The sequence below is a fragment of the Planctomycetia bacterium genome (assembly GCA_016795155.1).
Classification (GTDB): domain Bacteria; phylum Planctomycetota; class Planctomycetia; order Gemmatales; family HRBIN36; genus JAEUIE01.
The window spans coordinates 19,298-35,875 of record JAEUIE010000002.1; the positions used below are offsets into that span (position 1 = coordinate 19,298).

Consider the following 16,578-nt stretch of genomic DNA (forward strand, 5'->3'; position numbering starts at 1 on the left):
TCTTAACTAGAGAAGAAGTGAGCAAAAAAAATAACCCTGCATAAGCAGGGCTTTTGGATTAGAAAATTGATATTTAGGGACGAGTCCTTGCTTGGACGTTCACCCAAGGAGAAACCGAGGAGGTCGTATTTAATCGTACTCGATAAAGATAGAGAGTTTGACGCTGTAGTCCGGAATCTACGTAGCGGTTCATATTAGCGTTCACCTCGGCAACAGTGTTCCATAAGGCAGTGTTCAGATCAAATTGTTGTATCTGCAAGGTGGTACCCGCGTCGTAACGCCCACGCCAGGAAATCTCAATGGAGGTTGGTGTTTTGGGTCGAGCTTGGACCCCCGCTGGTGAAGCGAGTCCAGGACCGGTGTTAACAGTGACTGTATCGGGAGCACCTGTGGCTGTGGTAAATCGCCAAGGCCGAACTCGGTAAATGTAATTCGTACCGGTTTTCACTTGGGTATCGTAATAGAAATTGGAATTTGGGGGTAAGGTGGCAATCACTTCGAAAGCGGTGAATCCTTCTTCCACTCGCTCAACGTCAATATGTGTTTCATTCGTGGCATTTTCAGTCCAAGTAATCAGTGCACCCACGCCATCGTAGACTCCAGCCAGATTGGTAATCTGCGCTGGCATCAGAAAGGTAGTTGTCGCAGAGGCTTCATTACTGAAGGCTGATATGGTCGTATTCGACAGAGCACGAACCCGGTAAATGTAAGTGGTGTTCTCATCCAAACCGACATCATTCATCGAGTTGATATTGAAGGGGACGATTTTGATCGTGGCAAAGCCAGCGGGGTCACCCGATTTCATGCGCTGCACTTCAAAGCCTGTTTCGCCTACGGAGTTGTCATCCCAAAACAAAGATATAGCCATATCGCCAGGCACACTGGCCATGGCAATCAAATTCGTTGGAGGAGGGAGATTCTGCGCAGAAAGCTGCGAAATACCACTCAAGGTAATCATCAGTGTCAGTACTATGCTGAGCTTTCCCACTGGTGCTCTATGTGACATGTTTGTATTCCTTTCAGTGAAATGAAGCTCTTCTCATCAAGAGGAGGGGGATTGGTGCCTCGCATCCGCCATAATTAACTGGAATCACTCGCAATCTGTAATGATCATACCCGTAAAGAGATAAGTGTTGCGGTTAAGACGTGCAATAACAGCTGGAAAATCAGGATTCGTTTCCATGGCTGTCGGTGCATAGATGGTATCATTGGTACCGTGCATGCCATCGCCACTGAGATAAGGTCAGTAGCGCACCATCATTTGTTCACATACTTTTGCCAAGTTTTATCATAAGCATGGATGTAATACTTTGGGGAGCCAATGTTGAACTTTCCGCCAAGTGTGGAACGCGTAGCAACTTGAGAGTGGATACGATGAATATCCTGGTATATTATCAATGACTGATTCAGTGCCCGTCTAGTGACTCAATGCCTGCCTCGAAAGATGCTGCCATTGGAACGATCCATGAAGTTGACCTCAAGCCTTGTCATCGCGGCTCTGCTGAACCTCTGTTGTAGCGCGTATACAGATGATCCCATTGATTTTGTCCGTGACGTTCGACCCATCTTTGACAAGCACTGCATCCACTGTCATGGTGCGGCGAAGCAACGATCGGGATTTCGACTGGATGTGAAGTCCGAGGCGATCAAAGGGGGCAACACCTTTCAACCCGCGATCATTCCGGGCAAGGCTGATGAGAGTCCGATGATCCACCTGGTCACCGGAAAGAACAAAGACCTGGTGATGCCGCCCAAAGGCGAGCGATTGACGGAGAAGGAAATCAAGGCGCTCTCGGCATGGATTAATTCAGGGGCTAAGTGGCCGGCAGGAGTTGATCGACTAAAGCTGGAGAACAAACGGAATCACTGGTCGTTTCAACGATTGAGCACGCCCGAGGTACCCAGGCCGGCCCAAGAAGCCTGGCCGCGTAACGGCATCGATCGATTTATCCTGGCACGGTTAGAGAAAGAAGGCCTTGCCCCCAGTGCAACCGCTGATCGTGCGACCTGGCTGCGGCGGGTGACGTTCGATCTCACCGGGTTACCTCCGACACCTGATCAGGTGCAAGCATTTGTCAATGATCAACGTCCGGATGCTTACGAACGAGTTGTGGATGAACTGCTGCGATCACCCCGCTATGGCGAACGCTGGGCCCAGCACTGGCTCGATGTGGTGCGTTATGCTGATACGCATGGCTACGAAGTGAATACCGAGCGACCCAATGCCTGGCCGTACCGTGATTACGTCATCGACGCGATCAATAAGGACACGCCGTACGATCGCTTTGTTAAGGAGCAGCTTGTCGGCGATGCGATGGGGAAGGATGCCGCGACGGGGTTCCTGGTGACCTCCTCGGTGCTGCTACCCGGCCAGATCGGGGCGGATGAGCCATCGAAACGACTAGCCCGGCAGGATGCGATCGATGAAATCGTAATCAACGTGGGACAAACCTTCCTAGGTCTGAGTATCGGTTGTGCCCGCTGCCATGATCACAAGTTCGATCCGATCAGCCAGCGTGATTATTATGCGATGCAGGGGTTTGTCGCCGGGGTGGAGTATGAGGACCGTCCGCTGCAGACCCTGGAAGCAGTAGCGGCGAGGAAAGCCATTGCCGAGGCGAATGCTGCGATCGCTGAGATCGATCAGCAACTGGCACGCCTGGTACCGCTGGCTCGTTCCGGTGTCAAGCGGCCCATGCTGAATGCCCGCATGAATGTTGAACGGTTCACTCCGGTCAAGGCAAAGCGTCTTCGTCTGACCATCCACGCGACCAACAACCTTGAGCCATGCATTGATGAACTGGAAGTGTTTGACAGCAAAGGAAAGAATGTCGCTCTGGTCAGCGCCGGCACGAAGCCCACCGCCTCGGGAAGTACGACGGTGGCGGACCGCCATGAATTGCGTTTTGTCAACGACGGGGTATATGGCAACTCCCGCAGCTGGATGGCAGATCGCACCACGGGCTGGATCACACTCGAATTCACTGAGGAGCAGATGATCGACCGAGTGGTCTGGTCCCGTGACCGTGAAGGCAAGTTCACCGACCGGCTGGCGACAAACTATGTCATCGAAGTATCCATTAGAGACGATAAGTGGATGGTGGTAGCTGACTCGAGTGATCGCGTGATCTTCGATGCCAGCAATGGGAGTGCCCAGACGTTTTCCACAGATGGGCTGAGCAAGGATGAAAAGCAGGAATCCACGAAGCTTCTGGCACAACGGAAAGTTCTCGAACGGAAAGTGAAGCAATCGAACGTCGCCCTGGTGGCGTTTGCCGGCCTGTTTCGCAAGCCGGATGTCATCCGGCTGCTTTCACGTGGCGACCCGGAACAACCTAAGGATGAGGTCTCAACCGCCATTCCTGAAGTTTTCGGCAAAACGAACCTGGCGAAGGATGCGAGCGAACAGCAGCGCCGCCTGGCACTGGCTGAGTGGATAGCCAGCCCGGAGAATCCGTTGACAGCCCGGGTGATCGTTAATCGCCTGTGGCAGGGCCATTTCGGAACCGGGCTGGTCGATACGCCCAGTGATTTCGGGTGGAATGGTGCCAAGCCAACGCATCCGGAATTACTGGACTGGCTGGCGAATGAGTTCATCCGAAATGGTTGGTCCATGAAGCACATTCATCGCCTGATTGTTCTGTCGGCCACTTACCGACAAGGCAGCCGGATCAACGCCAGTGCACAGGCAAAAGATGCGGATGATCGACTACTCTGGCGGTTTCCTTCACGCCGGCTTGAAGCAGAAGCGGTACGTGATTCGATGCTGTTTGTCAGCGGACAATTGAACCTGCAAATGGGTGGACGGGGCTTTGACTTGTTCGACAAGCGAGGCGGGCTGACCGGGTTCAAGCCCATTGAAACGCTGACCAAGCAAAGCCGGCGGCGCATGATCTATGCTCACCGGGTCCGACGGGAGCGGGATGGCGTGTTTGGGGCGTTCGATTGCCCTGACTATGGTCAAAGCACTGCCCGCCGACGGGAATCGACAACGCCACTGCAAGTGCTCAACCTCTTCAATAGTTCATTTACCTTCGATGCAGCAAAAACGTTTGCTGAGCGTATTGAACGGGAGGCAGGAACGAATCGTACTGCTTCCATCCGCCATGCTTATCTGCTGGCACTGGGCCGGGATGCTTCCGCCGATGAGATTGCTGACGCCAGCAAGGTGGTCAGCGACTATGGGCTGCCTGTGCTATGTCGGGCCTTATTCAATTGCAACGAATTTCTTTACCTCCCCTAGGTAACGCATGAATCCCTATTCGAACTTTTTTGATCGCCGGCGCTTCCTGGGCCAGAGTTCCACGGCGCTGGGGGCGATTGCGTTGACCAGTCTGCTGGGTCACGAGGGAATGCTGGCAGCGCAGGACCCGGTGATCGATCCGGGTAAACCCTATGCGCCGCGTGCTACGCACTTCCCGGCGAAAGCAAAACGGGTGGTGATGATTTTCTGTGCCGGGGCGGTCAGTCAACTGGAGACGTGGGACTACAAACCTGAGCTGATCAAACGGGACGGCACTCCGCTGGCTGGTGGCCCTGCAGTCACGTTTCAGGGGCCGGCGGGCAACCTGGCGCGCCCACAATATGAGTTTCGACAACGGGGCAAGACGGGGAAGTGGGTTTCGGAGCTGATTCCGCATCTTGCTGAGCTGACCGATGATATCGCGTTTGTCCATTCGCTGACCAGCAAGAGCAATACGCACGGCCCCGCGGAGAATTTCCTCTCCACCGGTTTCGTGCTGGATGGATTCCCCAGCGTTGGTTCGTGGGTGACCTACGCGCTTGGAAGTGAGAACCAGAATCTGCCCGCCTTCGTGGCGATCCCCGATCCACGAGGCGTTCCGCAGGCGGGATCAAACAACTGGGGGCCGGGCTTTCTTCCTGCGGATTTCCAGGGCACGCCATTCAGCGCTACTGAGAAGATTCGCCACCTGTCGCCGCCGAACGGAGTTTCGACCGAAGTGGACCGTGCCACCCGGAAGCTGCTGGATCGCATGAATGAGCGGCATCTCGAGAAGAACCCGGGCGATAGCCGGCTGGCGGCCCGGATTGCCAGCTATGAGCTGGCGGCGCGCATGCAGCTCAGTGTTCCCGAGCTTTATGATCTTTCCCAGGAGCCGGCCCATGTAATGAAGCTGTACGGAGCTGACGATTCGACCAATCCGACCAAGGCTGCGTTTGCCCGCAACTGCATCCTGGCCCGCCGACTTATTGAAAAGGGCGTTCGCTTTGTTCAGCTCTTCAACGGTGCTTATGCCAGTGGAGGCGACCTGAACTGGGATGGGCACAACAAACTCAAGGAACAGTACGACAAGCATGCCGCCATTCTCGATCAGCCTGCTGCAGCGCTGATTCAGGATTTGAAACAGCGCGGGCTGCTGGCTGATACCCTCGTCGTGTGGTGTACCGAGTTTGGCCGGATGCCGTTCTTCCAGAAAGGGGCCAAGGGCCGCGACCACAACCCGGATGGTTTCACCTGCTGGATGACCGGGGCAGGCATCAAGCCGGGTATCAGCCACGGTGTGACTGATGAGATCGGCCAGCGAGCTGTACAGGACATTCACCCCCTGTATGATTTCAACGCCACGATCCTGCATCTGCTCGGCCTGGATCATGAAAGACTGACGTTCGAACACAATGGGGTGCGACGCCGATTGACCAATGTCGAGGGACATGTGATCAGGGAGATGCTGCTCTAGGATTCACCAGTAGCGATGGCATTTCGCGGAAAAACGTCTCGCAGTGGATTCGCAGATGGTGATTCCCGAAATCATTGATCTTCCCCTTGTATTTGTGCCTGAGACTAGATTAGTACCTCTGGTGTTTGAGCTGAACCCCGTCTTAGGTCCAAGCAGGAAGTTAGGGAAACAGGGTTTTCACTGGGGGCCCCCCCCAGTGAAAACCGCGCGAACTCGATCGGCGACCGCTGCCCGAGAGCGCTGTGCGGTCGATGATTGTTGTAGTCCAGTCGCCAGGTCTCGACACGATTCTGGGCATCAGCCAGCGACTAGAACCAGTTCTGATTCAAACACTGTTCTCGCAGCTTCGCGTTGGTAGCTCTTTCACAGCCTACGCAAGTAGTTATCTAAGGGATTACAAGCTGATATTTGGCCATCGCCGCCGCGAACGCCTTTCCGAGTTTGAGTTGACCAGCGGCGTTGTAGTGGACGGTGTCGGGCATGAGGGAAAAGCCGTCGGTGGATATCATCGTAGTGTTCATCATCGCCGCCGGTTTACCGGAGGCTGAATCACACGCAGTCATCACTTCGCGGTGCCGAGGGCGAAGCCAACTTCCGGGCCGAAGTCAGTGATCCGCGTCGAGATTTTCGTCGTGCCCAACACAAGCGGCTCGAAATTCTGGCCAGTCCAGAAGAATGTGTGCGGAATGGTCTTCGGCACGTCGGCAGGATGATCCGCGATTCTGCCGATTCCCTGCATGTTCGACTGGCCGGCGAGCAGGTACACCTCCGCCGGCTTGGCGACCTTTGCTTTCCGCGTCACACGGTCGGGCCATTCGATTGGCTGTCTGGTTTCCTTGTCGGTCGGCATCTGGGCATCCATCACCCGCAGACGTTCACCCAGTACCTTTGCCAATTCGACCACCTTGTCTGGTTTGGACGCCGCGAGGTCAGTCGTCTCGCCAATGTCATCGTTCAGGTTGAACAGTTCCTGCTTGCGCGTGATGTGGTGGTAGATCAGCTTCCACGGCCCTTGCCGAACGGCGCTAAACGGCGTGCAGCCATACTGATGTGGATAGTGCCACACGAACGCCCGGTCTGGCGGGGTGTTCCCATTGCCTTTCAAGAGTGGTACGAAGCTCTTGCCGTCCACCTGTTGCACCGTCTCTAGCTTTGTCACGCCCGCCATTTCCAAGATCGTCGGGAAGAAGTCTTCCACGACAACCGGATTGGTGTTCACCGAGTTAGCCTCCGTCACTCTGGGCCACTTGGCGATCAATGGTACGCGAATGCCGCCCTCGAAAGGCGTGATCTTGTGCCCTCGCAATGGCAGGTTATGTGGACACTGAGACGGCGACCCGTTGTCAGAAAGGAACAGAATGACAGTATTCTGGTCCACATGGAGCCGTTTGACTGCTTCCATTACGTCGCCAAGCGACTTATCCATTCCCTCGACCATGGACGCGAGTGTCGCCTCGAACGGCTTCAACCCGGCATCGATATACTTCTGGTAGAAGCGGGCATCTTTCTCCCACGGGGCGTGAACGGCGTAATGTGATAAGTAGAGGTAGAACGGCTTCTTCTCCATGACGGCCTTTTCAACGGCCTTAATCGCTTCCAGAGTGATGGCTTCGGTCAAATAGACCTCTTTGCCGTGATAGGCTTCCAAACCTGGCACATCCCAGATGCGATCTTCCTTCCGCCAAGCAGCGCTGAAGTTCTTCTCTCCCCAGTAGCTACCCGGTCCTCCAGCCGCGTGCCCTGCGATGTTCACGTCGAATCCGAAATGCATGGGATCTTCGCCTGGTGTACCTTTGGCTCCGAAATGAGCCTTGCCTGCGTGGATGGTTCGATACCCCGCGGCGTTCAGGAGGGCAGGCAGTGGCGTGATGCGAGTCGTACGCTCGAGGTTCGCCTTGGTAGCCACGCCGTTCAGGTGCCACTGGGGAGGCTCGACGAACTTGCTGGGCTGATCCGGGGAACGATCCTTTCGCAGCGTCCAGTTGGTCACACGGTGGCGGGCAACGTTCATTCCCGACAGGATGCTGACCCTCGACGGCGAGCACACGGCGGAGGCATATGCCTGGGTGAACCTCATCCCGTCGGCGGCGAGCCGTTCCATGTTCGGCGTGCGATACCGTTTGTTCAGCTCAGTCACTTCCGTGTGAAACGGGACGGAGGTTTCCTGCCAGCCCATGTCGTCCACAAGGAAGACGACCACGTTCGGTATTGGTGCTTCAGCTTCAACTTGAGTACACACGGACAGGAGCAGTATGACTACTACGAAAACAGGTTTGAAACTCACAGAAATCTCCGGTTGTGAAGTATTGCCTTTGCTCCGATCCCACTCCGCAAACCAGAACATTCAAGCCGAGTACGACCACGTCGTGTAGGTCGTCGCCTACCAGGACGATCTGTGGCAAAACCTATGGGTCGTTCTCTCTTAGACTGGTTCCATAAAACTGGTCGAGTTCAAGGAAAAATAAGTCCGCTTCTCAGCGCACCCCGCCAGCCTACTGAATTTGTTGCCCTAACGCAACTAAGAGCGATCTTGCTGGACATGTACAATAGCGATCGTGTTGCACTTTCTCTAGAACATTCCGGCTAATATCAAACCGCATTTCAAGAACAGTCTCTATCCAAAACATCTCTCCCTCATCGAAACAATGAGCCAGCCTTGGCAGAGTCCCCGCAATGTGGATCAGTAAAACAAAAGGACAAGCAACATCGACTTGATGCGAACATAGAAAAGACCACTGGCATGAAGATTACAATGCATCTTACATTCTTGGCTGCTTTGGCCATCGTATTTTTGATCCTGCACGGTCCACGGCACTGGTGAAACGAACACGCACCTGCAAATCACGGAAAGCCTGGTGGATCGACTGATCGAGCTGGGCAAGAAATTCGACTACATGGCTTACCCGAACCGCGACCACGGCTTGCGCGAGGGCAAGGGCACACCGGTACACCTGCGAATGTTATTGACACGATATCTAATCGATCATCTGCCCCCTGGCTCCCGGTGATCTCATTACCAATTTTGCATATCATCAATGAATGATAGAGGGAGCAGTAACAGCGAAATTACCTCCCCGACCACGGCGGCTGACTGTTCCGCGCGGAGCGGGTGATCGAGTGATTGAATTTCCAAGTTCCTGAGGGTTCAAATGCGTTACGCCCTGGTTGTGCTATCGGTTATTCTTGCCATCGGAACACTTTCGGCCCAACAGAAACCGAACATCGTGCTGATCGTCTCAGACGATCAGGGCTGGACCGACTACGGGTTCATGGGCCATCCTTACATGCGCACGCCTCATCTCGACAAGCTGGCAGAGGAAAGTCTTGTCTTTCACCGCGGCTATTCCGTCACGAGCGTGTGCTGCCCCAGCCTGGCATCAATCCTCACTGGCCTGTCGCCACACAACACACAGATCTGCAACAACGATCCTCCCAAGCGGGGCAAGACGGCGAAGGAGCTAGCCAACGACGCCGAGTACGCCGAGGCACGTCGACGGCTGGTGGTCAAGATGGAAAAACTGCCGACAGTGCCCCGGTTGTTGGCGCAGCAGGGGTACGTGAGCTTCCAGACGGGCAAGTGGTGGCAGGGAAACTTCGCCACCGGCGGATTTACGGCAGGCATGAGCCACGGCGACCCTGCCAAGGGAGCCCGCCACGGTGATGCCGGGCTGGACATCGGCCGGAAGACGATGCAGCCGATGTTCGACTTCATGGATAAGGCCGCTAAGGACAACAAGCCGTTTATCGTCTGGTACGCCCCGATGCTACCGCACCAGCCGCACAACCCGCCTCCCAAATACCTCAACCATTTCAAGGACAAGGGTAAGAGAGATTTCGAACGGAAGTACGCCGGCAACGTCGAATGGTTCGACGACACCTGCGGGCAACTGCTCGCCCACCTCGACAAGACGAAGTTGGCGGACAACACGATTGTGGTCTACGTGACAGATAACGGCTGGATACAGGACCCCAACGCGAACAAGTTCGTGCGTTCAAAGCTGTCGCCTTACGACGCCGGTCATCGCACCCCAATCATGGTCCGATGGCCTGGCAAGGTGAAGCCGGCCAAAGTCGAGGAACTGGCGAGTTCGCTGGACATCGCCCGACGCTGCTGGCGGCAGTCGGCATTAAGGCTGACGCCGCAGTTGAAGGACTGAACCTCCTGGACGCCGATGCCCGGAAGGCCCGCACCGCCATCTTTGGTGAGGACTACAGCCACGATGCCGTGGATATCGACAAGCCGGCCAGTTCTCTGCGATTCCGCTGGATAATCGAAGGTGAGTGGAAGCTGATCGTGCCGAACCGAGCGGTTGAACCAAAAGCAGAGGTTGAACTGTACCACATCACAATTGACCCGGCCGAGAAGACGAACCTTGCCAGGTCGGAACAGGAACGGGTGACGGCGTTGGCTAAGATCATGGATACCCGATGGAAGCCATAGGCACAGGCCTCTCGGACCCGCCACAAAATCACTTCTTTGCTTTAGGGGTGGAACTCGACAAGGGTAGCGGGAGGAAGTCACGTTCTAAAATCATCCACTCCATCAAGGCGGCTCGCAAAGTGTTCTCGGCTTCAGCCGCTTCAGGCTTGCCTGCCAAGTTGACAAACTCGCTCGGATCATTGGTCAAATCGAATACCTCAATCATTTTCCGAGCTCGCCCGTCGTACAAAGCATTAAGCGGTTCAGGCAGTTTCTTTGCCTTTGCAAGGTTTTGCACCTCTTTAAACAAGGTTGATGAATACCTCAATAAAGACTAATCCATGTGCCCAGTGCGGTTTGACCCACGGTTGTCCGACCGAAGCGCTTTCGGAGTTTTACTCAAGCTGTACTTGTCACAGTTTCTGATTGCCCATGATCGCATGATGACTCCCGATTTCTCGACAGCGAATGAACTTTGATTACTGATCATATGTCCATAAAAAGTTCTCGCAAAGTTCCCGATATCGATAATCGTGATTGCATTTTCCCGCTTGTTTTTGCAAATTTTTGCAACTCACTGATTTCGAATCATAAAATCAAAAACAGCCTGGAAATCATGGGTTTTAACCGTGTTTTCGCGGTCCTTCAGGGCAAATCGACACGCTGGGGGTCACAGGTTCGAGTCCTGTAACGCCCACTGAAACATCTAGAGCCTGAACAAAGCTCTGTTCATTCAGTGACCCGCCTAACGACACAATCATCCTCCATGAATCCCCCTACATCGGGACTTATGGGGGATGTTTGCGTTAATGAGGTATTGTTCAGGGAAAGTACGGTACTTACCTGACAGCCAGAATTTTTCTTCCCAATAGCTATTCGTTGCGAATAGCGGAGAAAACATCATGGCTAGTTATCGTGATAACAAAGGCAGTTGGGAAATACGATGGTCATATAGGGGCAAAGATTATTCCAATGGATTGCCATTACCAGTGATGATCAATGCTCAATCTAAAAATTTTGACAAGACAATGCAGTGAAGTTATACAGTTATTCATCAGCATATTCGAAACAGGACTGACTCAAATTCCAGCCGATTGCCATGATCTTCGTCATTGGCTGTTTACAGCGGGCAAAATTGGTGCTAATGAGATCAAGCTCCCCATTACTCTCAAACTGATGGAACTCCTTGAATGGTTTACGACCACTCTCACATGGTCAAACTACGAAGAGAAAACAGAACAAACTGCAACCACTCACTCCTTAAGAAACTGTGGCGTCGCTCGGGACTACCTTGGCCTGACAGGTTGTTAGCTTCCTGAGGCGTAATAATTCCCGCTCAAAAATAAAACACTGACAGTTCCTGTCAGCATTTCTGCAGCATTTTTTCCTGGTTATCGCGATCGGACATGTCTGCCTGGTGGCATGCATTCATGGATCTCCTGTTCGATGAGATTGCATTCCGTACTGTTTGATGCTGCCAGATGATGTACAAATACTTTACATAACAGACCTCGTTCGGTGACTCCTTCCCAAATGCGACATTCGACCCCGTCCAAGCGGGCAATTTGATCAGTAGCCTTGAGCAGTAATTCCATGGGTTGAAGTCTCCTTTCGTGCTGGAAGAACTTGATGTGTTAGCAGTATTCATCTTCGGAATCGTGATTGATACGATTCATGCAGTTCCGGGAAGTTGAATTTGATTGCGATTGTATTTCATGGCATAACCTTCAAGATCGTCAAGGTCTTTTACTGATGGTGGTGGTGAGACTTCGAAATCACTAAAGAATATCGATTAGATCAGTTTTGTCGTGAACTGTTCTCGTGGAATAAACTCGATAAGAACAGTAATTCAAGCAAGTGCTCAATAACAATTATTGCTGTTGGAGACGATGCTCTTTCCCTAATTCGAGAATTCTTCAGATGATTTTGATTTAGGTTTCTTCCAGGTTACGGGTACTTCTTTTAGCTTTATTTCTCCCATGGCGTTGACATCTAGAACGGGATCGAACGTAGGCTCATCCAGTTTCTCGATTTCACTTTTGCCACCCTCCAGTTTGAGTTGATGACGCACCAGACATCGCAGTTGATCAGCAATATTTCCTGCCTGGCGCATTTCAAAGTGTTCGTCGTGTATTCGTTCATCACCCAGGGACATACCACCTAATGCGCCATCAATAAAGAAAAGTGTAGCCGTTTTTTCGTTGCCGGTAACATGAATCCTCATCTCCTCAGTGTTGTCTTTGAGAATGTACTTCAAATCCAACTGGGGCCAGCGAAATCGAAAGGTGCCGGGGCGATCAGTAGCCAGTTTCTTCTGTTCAGTGCTTACAATCAGATCTTCTGTTTTTTTAATCTTGCAGCATCGATAAATTTTTGGTTTGTTTTTCTTGTCTTGCAAGGTTGTTTTTGCAAGGCAGATGGCGTTTCGAATGGTAATCTCTGGCTTCGCTCTATTGCGTGTTCGTATGACAAGAAACGCAATGACTCCAACGAGGCACACTACAATCAAGGACCACAAAATCAGATTCAGCATTATATGACCACTCTTCTGGCTTAGGGGGGATCAGCAACGGGAGTGAGCAATTCCCGATGCTACAATGTGATTCGCGATTTGCAAAGCTGAATTTCTTAGCATTTAAGTCTTTATCAGACCGCAGAGAATGTATAGTCGAACGAACTCCACTATAATTCATGCTAAATAGAAATAATATCGAAATAGCGGAGAAGCTTAACTACTCTTCGTAGTTTGGCATACGTTCTGGTGGTGCATTGCCTTTTAATTTGATTTCACCAGCTTTATTGAGATCGAGAACGGGAGTAAAAGTCGGCTCTGCTGATTTTTCAACCTTCAGTGAACCACCAGGGAAACGCAAATGATAACGAATGAAAGATCGAAGATGGTCGGCAATAGTTCCTGCATGTCGCATTTCGAAATTTTCTGTATCCAGCGTTTCCTTATCTTTCTTGACCGCAGCTAACACACTATCTGCATAAAAGAGTGTAATGAGTTCTTTGTAATCACCAATTCTCAAAATGATTTTCTCGTTGCCATCTTTGAGAGTGTATCCAATTTCGAGCATGGGCCAGTGCAAATGAAAAGTGCCAGGAATTTCCATCCTGGATTTGTTCTCTTCAACAGGATTAAACGGAACCTCAGATTTGTCTTTCATTCTTCGCAAGATTTGAGGTTTATTTTTGCCGTCAAGCAATGCGGCTTTCGCTTCAGAGATGGCATGCCTGACAGTGAGGTCTTGCTTAGGAAATTTTGTGTTGCGTAACACAACCAAAGCAATCAACGCGATAACCGCAAGTACTCCAAGGATGATCAACACAACATAGAGCATGTGAAAACCTTTTTCTGGACCATTTCATGGTAGCAAAGTAAAAAGGGGGCTGTCTAATAGAAATAAAGATAAAACTGCTTTTACCCCCAAATCTTCTTCCGCTGCTCCGCATGATACGCCACCTTCTGGGCAGTCGTCATCCTGGCAAAGTCAGGCTCACCACTGGCAAGCGTGGGGTAACCCTTCTTACTGGCACAGCATCCACCACCACACTTGCAGTTCTTCTTGGTCTCTGTCTTGCTGACAGCTGATGGCTGAGAACTGACAGCTGTTGCACGGCTTCCCCCGGTCATTGACCGGGGGCTAGTGGGGAGACTGATCACCGTTCCGTTCCCTGCGTAGCTCATCACGTTGGTCTGCAATTGCATATCTTCTTCGAGCGTTCGTTTGGGTTGGATCTTGAGCTTCTGCAGCACGCCATGGTAGGCCTTCACTGCATCCTCAGCGGTCAGGTCGCCGTCAGCGATGTGGCGAAGCAGACGGACGAAGGCCAACTGACATTCGGCACTGTTGATCTTGCGGCCATAGAGGGCTGCCCGTGCACCGTACTTTTTCGCTTCAGCCAGCATCTTGAAGGCATCGTAAGTGGTGCCTGCACTGCCGCCGAGAATGCCGACGACGAGGTGCGGATCGTAGGCGACCAGTTCTTCCATCGCCTTCGGACCGTGGTAAACGATCTTGAGGAAGACTGGCCGACCTTTGCCCGTCACGCCAGCCAGCGTACGGGCGATGGCATCATTGACAAAGCCTGCGACCTTGTCCGCAGGTACCCGATCAGCCGGGTGTGGATCGAACACTTCGAGGAAGTGACGGAAGCCCTTGGCTTCTGCTTCGAGTCGGAAGCGTTTGTATTCTTCCAACCTTGCTCGATCGTCTGTTGCATCGTTATTGAACGTCAGACTGTAGAGCCCGAGATTCACACCCCGCAATCGCTCGGCTGGAGCACAGTTCAGGTGGCCACACTGGATGTGATCGAGCGTTGCAGAACTGAAAGGCAGCGCATCCTGGGTAATATACTTGCCACCACGCAGTACATGCACATCAGTCGTATCATTAGCCCGAGCCGCAGGCGTAACCGGACTATTCTCGAACAACTTCTCCTGCAATGCCAGCACTTCGCTGGTGCTGGCAGACATCAACATGATGTCGACCAACCCCTGCTGCAATATCTCGCGTATCTGGGCCCGATACTCAGCGAGAGTCTTGTACTTCAACTCACCATCATGCCGTTCAGGCGACAGCCCCGGCGCCCCAATACCAAACGCCATGTCGGCATCCTTGGCATCAGCCAGGATGAAGTCCTTCGCCGACGAAGGGTTGGCGTGTATGTTGGCCAGCTTTTGCTCAAGTGTCTTTTGCATAGTTAGCCCCCGGTCAATGACCGGGGGTGGTTCTCGCTAGTGCTTTACTGTTGTTGCAATCATCCGTTGCAAATGATGTTGAGTACTTCGCCAACTCCCCCCGGCGACTCGCCGGGGGCTAAAACTCGCTACGCTGCTTTCATCGCGGCCATGACTTGATCAGTGATGGCTTGCACCAGGCGTTCCAGTTCCGGTGGAGCTTTCGGAGCAGCAGCGGTTGCGGGGACGGCGCATTCAGCCTTGCTCACCATTTCCTGCGTCAACTTGGTGCTATCCCATTCGGGGAAGGCGTACGCCGACGGAAGGAAATCGCTGTAGCCGGTTCGCAGCATGTTGTTGCTGCACATGTCGCAGTTCTCGCCTTTGCCCTTGAGGCGGGGGTCGTCGATGCCCAGACGCTTCTTGAACTCGAGCAATTCTTGTGTTTGCTGATTGGTGAAGTAGTTGATGCGGCCCAGTTGCCTGGCGAGAATGAGCATCTTGCAGTAGGCATCCAGGATTTCGGTGTTGAAGTAAGCCGTCATCAGATCCTTGGCGAAAGCGATGGTGCCATGGTTGGCGAGAATCGCGATGCTCGAATCATTGACGTAAGGCTTGATCGTATCAGCAAACTTCTGAGTGCCAGGCGTTTCGTACTCCGCAATGGGCACTTCGCCGAGGAACACTTCCACCTCAGGCAGAATGCACTTGGGGATGGGCTCATGGGCGATGGCAAACGCAGTGGCATGCGGCGGATGACAGTGAACAACTCCCATCACTTTGCTGTTCTCGCGGTAGGCGGTCAGGTGCAGCAGGATTTCGCTGGTGCGCTTCTTGATGCCCCGCAGTTGCTTGCCGTGATAGTCCACCACGCAGAGATCGTCAGGCTTCATGAAGCCTTTGCTGACACCTGTTGGGGTACAGAGGATCTCACGCTCATTCAGACGGATGGAGATGTTCCCATCGTTCGCCGCGGCAAAGCCCTTGTTGTACAGTCGGCGACCGACTTCACAGATCAGTTCACGGAGTTCACGTTCGCTCGTAGTCATGGCTTACTTTCTTGAGTTTGAGTCAGTGGATAGCTGCAAGCTATCGATAATGCAGGCACAGTAACAATCGAGAGGTACCTTTCTGGGCTTGAATGGCATCGCAGCCTCAGCACCTTCGCTGATGGCGACAATGGTTCCCATTCCGGTACCAAGTTGATCCCAACTGACGAGTTCTTCGCCATCGGGTTGATTCTTTCGCAGTCCTTCGAGGCTGAAGGGATGAACGATCTTCCATGTCGCCCCCTGGAAAGCAGGGTGACAGCGTGACAACGAAACGGTTCCGATCACTTTCGCCAGACGCATGGTTACCCTCCTTTCCCGTAGGGCACGCTGTGCGTGCTTCCCTTATCTTGTGTTCTTCTCATTCACAGACAGCGAAAGGTGACGCACACCTCTCGTGGTGAGGCACGCACAGCGTGCCCTACCTAATCGCAAATCCCCATGACGAACCATCGTACCGGGGAGGTTTGATCATTCATCAACTGCCTGGCTCCTTTGCCATCGCTGCTGATGAGCACGGTATCGCCGATGCCTGCACCGAGGTGATCCACCACGAGTGCCGGGTCGCCATCGTGCTGGCCTTTAATTCCCAGTGGTTGAACGATGAGCAACCTCCACCCCTTCATACTGGGGTGCTTGGTGCTGCTCACTGCTGTTCCGACCACTCTGGCTTGTTGCATCGTAGGGCACGCTGTGCGTGCCTCCCATGGCATTGTGTTCTTCTCG

14 protein-coding genes and 1 pseudogene are annotated in these 16,578 nt (G+C 53.0%); 5 read left to right on the forward strand and 10 right to left on the reverse strand.

What is annotated here, in order from left to right; all coding sequences use genetic code 11:
- Positions 1 to 73 precede the first annotated feature (73 nt).
- On the reverse strand, positions 74 to 1,006 hold the full coding sequence (locus JNJ77_00090; protein ID MBL8820958.1) for a fibronectin type III domain-containing protein: 933 nt from the start codon (positions 1,004 to 1,006) through the stop codon (positions 74 to 76).
- Positions 1,007 to 1,465: 459 nt separating this feature from the next.
- Here JNJ77_00090 and JNJ77_00095 point away from each other — a divergent pair, with 459 nt between their 5' ends.
- Both JNJ77_00095 and JNJ77_00100 read left to right on the forward strand, forming a co-directional pair.
- Positions 1,466 to 4,243, forward strand: a complete 2,778-nt coding sequence (locus JNJ77_00095) for a DUF1553 domain-containing protein (GenBank protein MBL8820959.1) — start codon at positions 1,466 to 1,468, stop codon at positions 4,241 to 4,243.
- Between the two features lie 7 nt (positions 4,244 to 4,250).
- Positions 4,251 to 5,699: a DUF1501 domain-containing protein gene (locus JNJ77_00100; protein ID MBL8820960.1), complete on the forward strand. Its 1,449-nt coding sequence runs from the start codon at positions 4,251 to 4,253 to the stop codon at positions 5,697 to 5,699.
- Positions 5,700 to 5,803: 104 nt separating this feature from the next.
- On the opposite strand, the gene JNJ77_00105 is transcribed toward JNJ77_00100, so the two are convergent.
- The 3 genes from JNJ77_00105 to JNJ77_00115 all read right to left on the reverse strand — a co-directional run bounded on the left by JNJ77_00105 (position 5,804) and on the right by JNJ77_00115 (position 8,043).
- Positions 5,804 to 6,004: a transposase gene (locus JNJ77_00105; protein ID MBL8820961.1), complete on the reverse strand. Its 201-nt coding sequence runs from the start codon at positions 6,002 to 6,004 to the stop codon at positions 5,804 to 5,806.
- Between the two features lie 81 nt (positions 6,005 to 6,085).
- A complete protein-coding gene (locus JNJ77_00110) occupies positions 6,086 to 6,223 on the reverse strand; it encodes a hypothetical protein (GenBank protein MBL8820962.1) in 138 nt (45 codons plus the stop codon).
- Positions 6,224 to 6,261: 38 nt separating this feature from the next.
- Entirely contained in the window at positions 6,262 to 8,043 is a 1,782-nt protein-coding gene (locus JNJ77_00115; GenBank protein MBL8820963.1) for a sulfatase-like hydrolase/transferase, read from the reverse strand.
- A gap of 490 nt (positions 8,044 to 8,533) precedes the next feature.
- Between JNJ77_00115 and JNJ77_00120 the strand changes: the two genes are divergently transcribed.
- The 3 genes and pseudogenes from JNJ77_00120 (at position 8,534) to JNJ77_00130 (ending at position 10,457) form a co-directional block, all read left to right on the forward strand.
- Positions 8,534 to 8,707, forward strand: a complete 174-nt coding sequence (locus JNJ77_00120; protein MBL8820964.1) for a hypothetical protein — start codon at positions 8,534 to 8,536, stop codon at positions 8,705 to 8,707.
- Positions 8,708 to 8,848: 141 nt separating this feature from the next.
- Positions 8,849 to 10,140: pseudogene (locus JNJ77_00125) on the forward strand (sulfatase-like hydrolase/transferase).
- Positions 10,128 to 10,457 (forward strand): hypothetical protein, encoded by a 330-nt coding sequence (locus JNJ77_00130; GenBank protein MBL8820965.1) that lies wholly within the window; start codon positions 10,128 to 10,130, stop codon positions 10,455 to 10,457. The pseudogene JNJ77_00125 and the gene JNJ77_00130 overlap by 13 nt, the downstream one beginning before the upstream one ends.
- A 1,562-nt stretch (positions 10,458 to 12,019) precedes the next feature.
- On the opposite strand, the gene JNJ77_00135 is transcribed toward JNJ77_00130, so the two are convergent.
- From JNJ77_00135 to JNJ77_00160, 6 genes are all read right to left on the reverse strand, one after another.
- Entirely contained in the window at positions 12,020 to 12,517 is a 498-nt protein-coding gene (locus JNJ77_00135) for a hypothetical protein (protein ID MBL8820966.1), read from the reverse strand.
- Positions 12,518 to 12,851: 334 nt separating this feature from the next.
- Positions 12,852 to 13,463: a hypothetical protein gene (locus JNJ77_00140; GenBank protein MBL8820967.1), complete on the reverse strand. Its 612-nt coding sequence runs from the start codon at positions 13,461 to 13,463 to the stop codon at positions 12,852 to 12,854.
- A gap of 80 nt (positions 13,464 to 13,543) precedes the next feature.
- Entirely contained in the window at positions 13,544 to 14,824 is a 1,281-nt protein-coding gene (locus tag JNJ77_00145) for a hypothetical protein (protein ID MBL8820968.1), read from the reverse strand.
- A gap of 128 nt (positions 14,825 to 14,952) precedes the next feature.
- Positions 14,953 to 15,852: a class II aldolase/adducin family protein gene (locus JNJ77_00150; protein MBL8820969.1), complete on the reverse strand. Its 900-nt coding sequence runs from the start codon at positions 15,850 to 15,852 to the stop codon at positions 14,953 to 14,955.
- A gap of 3 nt (positions 15,853 to 15,855) precedes the next feature.
- Positions 15,856 to 16,155, reverse strand: coding sequence for a EutN/CcmL family microcompartment protein (locus JNJ77_00155; GenBank protein ID MBL8820970.1), 300 nt, complete (start codon positions 16,153 to 16,155; stop codon positions 15,856 to 15,858).
- Positions 16,156 to 16,277: 122 nt separating this feature from the next.
- Positions 16,278 to 16,532: a EutN/CcmL family microcompartment protein gene (locus tag JNJ77_00160; GenBank protein MBL8820971.1), complete on the reverse strand. Its 255-nt coding sequence runs from the start codon at positions 16,530 to 16,532 to the stop codon at positions 16,278 to 16,280.
- Positions 16,533 to 16,578 lie beyond the last annotated feature (46 nt).

Excerpts from the sequence above, each read along its gene's own strand:
- JNJ77_00095 (MBL8820959.1), top strand. The coding sequence starts at position 1,466 with ATGAAGTTGACCTCAAGCCTTGTCATCGCGGCTCTGCTGAACCTCTGT.
- JNJ77_00130 (MBL8820965.1), top strand. The coding sequence starts at position 10,128 with ATGGAAGCCATAGGCACAGGCCTCTCGGACCCGCCACAAAATCACTTC.
- JNJ77_00145 (MBL8820968.1), bottom strand. The coding sequence starts at position 14,824 with ATGCAAAAGACACTTGAGCAAAAGCTGGCCAACATACACGCCAACCCT.
- JNJ77_00140 (MBL8820967.1), bottom strand. The coding sequence starts at position 13,463 with ATGCTCTATGTTGTGTTGATCATCCTTGGAGTACTTGCGGTTATCGCG.
- JNJ77_00110 (MBL8820962.1), bottom strand. The coding sequence starts at position 6,223 with ATGATGAACACTACGATGATATCCACCGACGGCTTTTCCCTCATGCCC.
- JNJ77_00160 (MBL8820971.1), bottom strand. The coding sequence starts at position 16,532 with ATGCAACAAGCCAGAGTGGTCGGAACAGCAGTGAGCAGCACCAAGCAC.
- JNJ77_00115 (MBL8820963.1), bottom strand. The coding sequence starts at position 8,043 with ATGTTCTGGTTTGCGGAGTGGGATCGGAGCAAAGGCAATACTTCACAA.
- JNJ77_00155 (MBL8820970.1), bottom strand. The coding sequence starts at position 16,155 with ATGCGTCTGGCGAAAGTGATCGGAACCGTTTCGTTGTCACGCTGTCAC.
- JNJ77_00150 (MBL8820969.1), bottom strand. The coding sequence starts at position 15,852 with ATGACTACGAGCGAACGTGAACTCCGTGAACTGATCTGTGAAGTCGGT.
- JNJ77_00090 (MBL8820958.1), bottom strand. The coding sequence starts at position 1,006 with ATGTCACATAGAGCACCAGTGGGAAAGCTCAGCATAGTACTGACACTG.
- JNJ77_00100 (MBL8820960.1), top strand. The coding sequence starts at position 4,251 with ATGAATCCCTATTCGAACTTTTTTGATCGCCGGCGCTTCCTGGGCCAG.